This window comes from Nocardioides sp. (genome assembly GCF_047607365.1).
In the GTDB taxonomy this organism is placed as follows: domain Bacteria; phylum Actinomycetota; class Actinomycetes; order Propionibacteriales; family Nocardioidaceae; genus Nocardioides.
On the sequence record NZ_JASGDD010000187.1, the window covers coordinates 1 to 3,426 of the forward strand.

Here is a 3,426-nt window from a genome sequence, read left to right on the forward strand (position 1 = left end):
ATCACCGCGGTCGCGCGCGCCGCCGGCGGTGGCGCGCTCACCGACCGCGTGGCGCTGCGCGGGCGCGACGACGAGTTCCGCGAGCTCGCCGACTCCTTCGACGCGATGCTCGACCGGCTGGAGGCCCACGACGCCGAGCAGCGGCGCTTCGCGGCCAACGCGTCACACGAGCTGCGCACCCCGCTCGCCGTCACCCGGACGCTGCTCGACCTCGCCCGCGCGGATCCGGCTCGCGACGTCGACGCGCTCCTCGCCCGGCTCGGGGACGTCAACGCCCGCGGCGTCGCGGTGACCGAGGCGCTGCTCCTCCTGCATCGCGCCGACAACCGCGCCTTCGCCCGCGAGCCGGTCGACCTGTCGCTCCTGGCCGAGGAGGCCGTCGAGACGCTCCTTCCGCTGGCCGAGAAGCGTGGGGTCGTGGTCGAGTCGAGCGGCCGCCCGGCGTACGCGACGGGGTCGGCGGCACTGCTGCAGCAGCTGGTCACCAACCTCGTCCACAACGCGATCGTGCACAACGTCACGGGCGAGGCGAGCGGGGCGAGCAGCGTCCGGGTGACGGTGACCCACCGGGGCAGGGCGGCGGTCCTGGCGGTGGAGAACACCGGCGAGGAGCTGCCCGCGGCCGTCGTGGCCACGCTGACCGAGCCGTTCCAGCGCGGATCCGAGCGCCGCAACGACGGCGACGCCGACCACGCCGGCGTCGGTCTCGGGCTCGCCCTCGCGGCCAGCATCGTCAAGGCCCACGACGGCACCCTCACGCTCACCCCCCGCACCGGCGGAGGACTCGTCGCCGAGGTCGAGCTGCCCTAGCGCCCCTGGCTGCCCCGGCTGCCCCGGCTGCCCTGGCTGCCGGCAAGGCGCTCGATGAGGGGGCGCGTGCGCCGGGGCAGCGGCTGGGACAGGGAGACGGCGGTGCTCGAGCGCTCCACGCCGGGGATGCGGACGACGGCGTTGGTGATCCGGAAGAGGTCGTCGGCGCCGCGGGCGGCGACGGTGACGAGGAGGTCGGCGTCGCCGGTGGTGGCGTGGACCTCGATCACCTCGGGGATGTCGCCCAGGGCCCCCTCGGCGCTGGTGCCGAGGGACTGGTCGATCCGCAGGGAGATGAACGCCGTCAGCGGGTGCCCGAGGGTAGGCAGCGAGACCCGCTGGCTGAAGCCGAGGAAGAGGCCGGCCTCCTCCATCCGGCGCAGCCGCGCGTGAATCGTGTTGCGCGAGACCCCGAGGCGCTTGGCGAGCGCGAGGAGGGCGGCGTCCGGCTCGTCGTCGAGGGCCAGCAGGATCCGGGCGTCGAGGGCATCGATCTCGGTCATACTTGTCATTCTGACCACAGATCACCGTGAATGACATATTTCTGCGCATCGGAATCGGTCGAGGTTGTGCAGCTTTGACGGACGGATCAGCATCGTCCCCATGACCCCGACGCCGCTCCTGCCCGCCCCGCGTGCTCTGCTCGAGCACCTGCCGGCCTACGTCGCCGGCCGTCGCGCCACGTCCGCCGACGTCGCCGCGCTGGCCTCCAACGAGAGCCACCACGCGCCGCTCCCCTCGGTGCTGACCGCGATCGCCGAGGCCTCGCAGCGGGTCAACCGCTACCCGGACCCGCAGGGGCTGGCGCTGCGCGACGCCATCGCCGCGCACGTCGGCGTCGACGTCGAGCAGGTCGCCATCGGCCCGGGCAGCAACGGCATCCTGCAGCAGCTCCTCGCGGCGATCTGCGACCCCGGCGACGAGGTGGTGCACGCGTGGCGCTCCTTCGAGGCCTACCCGATCCTGGCCCGCCTCGCGGGGGCGACGCCGGTCGGCGTACCCCTGGACGGGGAGCGCCACGACCTCCCCGCGATGGCCGCCGCGATCACGCCGCGCACCCGTGTGGTGCTGCTGTGCACGCCCAACAACCCCACCGGTGTCGCGCTCACGACGGCCGAGGTGGAGCACTTCCTGGCGGCGGTGCCCCGCGACGTTCTGGTGGTGATCGACGAGGCCTACGTCGAGTACGACGGCTCCGGCTTCGACGGCCCGGCCCTGCTGCGCCGCCACCCCAACGTCGCCCTGGTCCGCACCTTCTCCAAGGCGCACGGGCTGGCGGGCCTGCGCCTCGGGTACGCCGTCGCGGCGCCGGCGATCGCCGAGGCGATCCGCCGCACCATGCTCACCTTCGCCGTCACCGACCTGGCCCAGGCGGCGGGCCTCGCGTCGCTGGCCGCGACCGCGGAGCTGCGGGAGCGGGTCGGCCAGGTCGTCGCCGAGCGCACACGGGTGACCGCCGAGCTGCGGCGGCTCGGCTGGGAGACGCCGGACTCGCAGGCCAACTTCGTCTGGCTGCGCTGCGGCGACCACCACCGCGAGGAGCTGCTGGCCGCCTTCGACGCCGCCGACGTGCTGGTCCGCGGCTACGCCGGCGACGGCATCCGGATCACGCTGGCCGACCGGGCCTCCAACGACCGTGCGCTCGCGATCCTCACGGCGGCGCCGGCCGTCGTGGCGGTGCCGGCATGACGGTCGCCGCGGCTCCCGTCACTCCGGTCGCGGTCCCGCGGCACACCGTCGCCGACGACGTGCTCGGCCTGCTGACCGGGCCGCTCGTCACCGCGCTCGGCCTCCACCTGCTCCACGCCAGCGGCCTGGTCACCGGCGGCACCGCGGGCCTCGCGCTGCTGGCGAGCTACCTGCTGCCGGTGCCCTTCGGCGCGGTCTTCGTGGCCGTGAACCTGCCCTTCATCGTCCTCGCCGTGCGGGCCAAGGGGGTGACCTTCGGGCTCCGCACGATCGCGTCCGTCGCCCTCGTCGCGGTCTTCGCGCTCGTGCACGAGGCGGCGCTGCCGGACCTCCGTCTCGCCGGGTGGTACGCCGCCGTCGTCGGCAACCTGCTCTGCGGCATCGGCATGCTCGTGCTCTTCCGGCACCGCTCCAGCCTCGGCGGGTTCAACGTCGTCGCGCTCCTGCTGCAGGAGCGCCTGGGCCTGCGGGCGGGCTACGTCCAGATGGCGCTCGACGTCGCCGTCATCGCCTGCTCGCTCGTCGCCGTCTCCCCCGCCCAGGTGCTGATCTCGGCCGGCGGCGCGGTCGTGCTCAACTCCGTGATCGCGCTCAACCACCGGCCCGGACGCTACGCCGCGCTGTGACGCCGCGGCAGCCGCGGCAGGCGGAGACGTGAGCCGGGTCAGCGCACCCGGAGCCGGCGGCTGAACCTCGTGACCGGCGCGTAGCCGGGCTTGGTCGCCACCGTGCGCACCCGCACGGTCCTGCCGCGGTACGCCGGCCGCAGCCGGAACGCCCGGCCGGTGGCGCCCGCCACCGGGCGGCCGTTGACGAGCCACTGGAACGCGACCCGCACCCCCGGGTCGTGCCGGCGCCCGTGCGCATGCAGGACGTGGCCCACGCGCGCCGAGCCGCGCAGCCCGGGCCGGGGCCGCCGGGCCTGGG

5 protein-coding genes are annotated in these 3,426 nt (G+C 75.0%); 3 read left to right on the forward strand and 2 right to left on the reverse strand.

Annotated elements, in window-relative coordinates; translation table 11 throughout:
- A partial coding sequence (locus QM572_RS14260) for a sensor histidine kinase (protein WP_415094222.1) occupies positions 1-810 on the forward strand: 810 nt, incomplete at its 5' end.
- On the opposite strand, the gene QM572_RS14265 is transcribed toward QM572_RS14260, so the two are convergent.
- Positions 807-1,313 carry an Lrp/AsnC family transcriptional regulator gene (locus QM572_RS14265; protein ID WP_415094224.1) on the reverse strand — a complete coding sequence of 169 codons (507 nt, stop codon included), beginning with the start codon at positions 1,311-1,313 and terminating at the stop codon, positions 807-809. The two genes, QM572_RS14260 and QM572_RS14265, sit on opposite strands and share 4 nt — an antisense overlap.
- A 100-nt stretch (positions 1,314-1,413) precedes the next feature.
- Here QM572_RS14265 and hisC point away from each other — a divergent pair, with 100 nt between their 5' ends.
- Together hisC and QM572_RS14275 are read left to right on the forward strand one after the other, a co-directional pair.
- A complete protein-coding gene (gene hisC / locus QM572_RS14270) occupies positions 1,414-2,499 on the forward strand; it encodes a histidinol-phosphate transaminase (protein WP_415094226.1) in 1,086 nt (361 codons plus the stop codon).
- Entirely contained in the window at positions 2,496-3,125 is a 630-nt protein-coding gene (locus QM572_RS14275) for a YitT family protein (protein ID WP_415094228.1), read from the forward strand. The genes hisC and QM572_RS14275 overlap by 4 nt, the downstream gene beginning before the upstream one ends.
- A gap of 38 nt (positions 3,126-3,163) precedes the next feature.
- Here the strand turns inward: QM572_RS14275 and QM572_RS14280 are convergent.
- Positions 3,164-3,426: hypothetical protein (locus tag QM572_RS14280; RefSeq protein ID WP_415094230.1), on the reverse strand; the 263-nt coding region annotated here is incomplete at its 5' end.

Excerpts from the sequence above, each read along its gene's own strand:
- QM572_RS14275 (WP_415094228.1), top strand. The coding sequence starts at position 2,496 with ATGACGGTCGCCGCGGCTCCCGTCACTCCGGTCGCGGTCCCGCGGCAC.
- QM572_RS14265 (WP_415094224.1), bottom strand. The coding sequence starts at position 1,313 with ATGACCGAGATCGATGCCCTCGACGCCCGGATCCTGCTGGCCCTCGAC.
- hisC (WP_415094226.1), top strand. The coding sequence starts at position 1,414 with ATGACCCCGACGCCGCTCCTGCCCGCCCCGCGTGCTCTGCTCGAGCAC.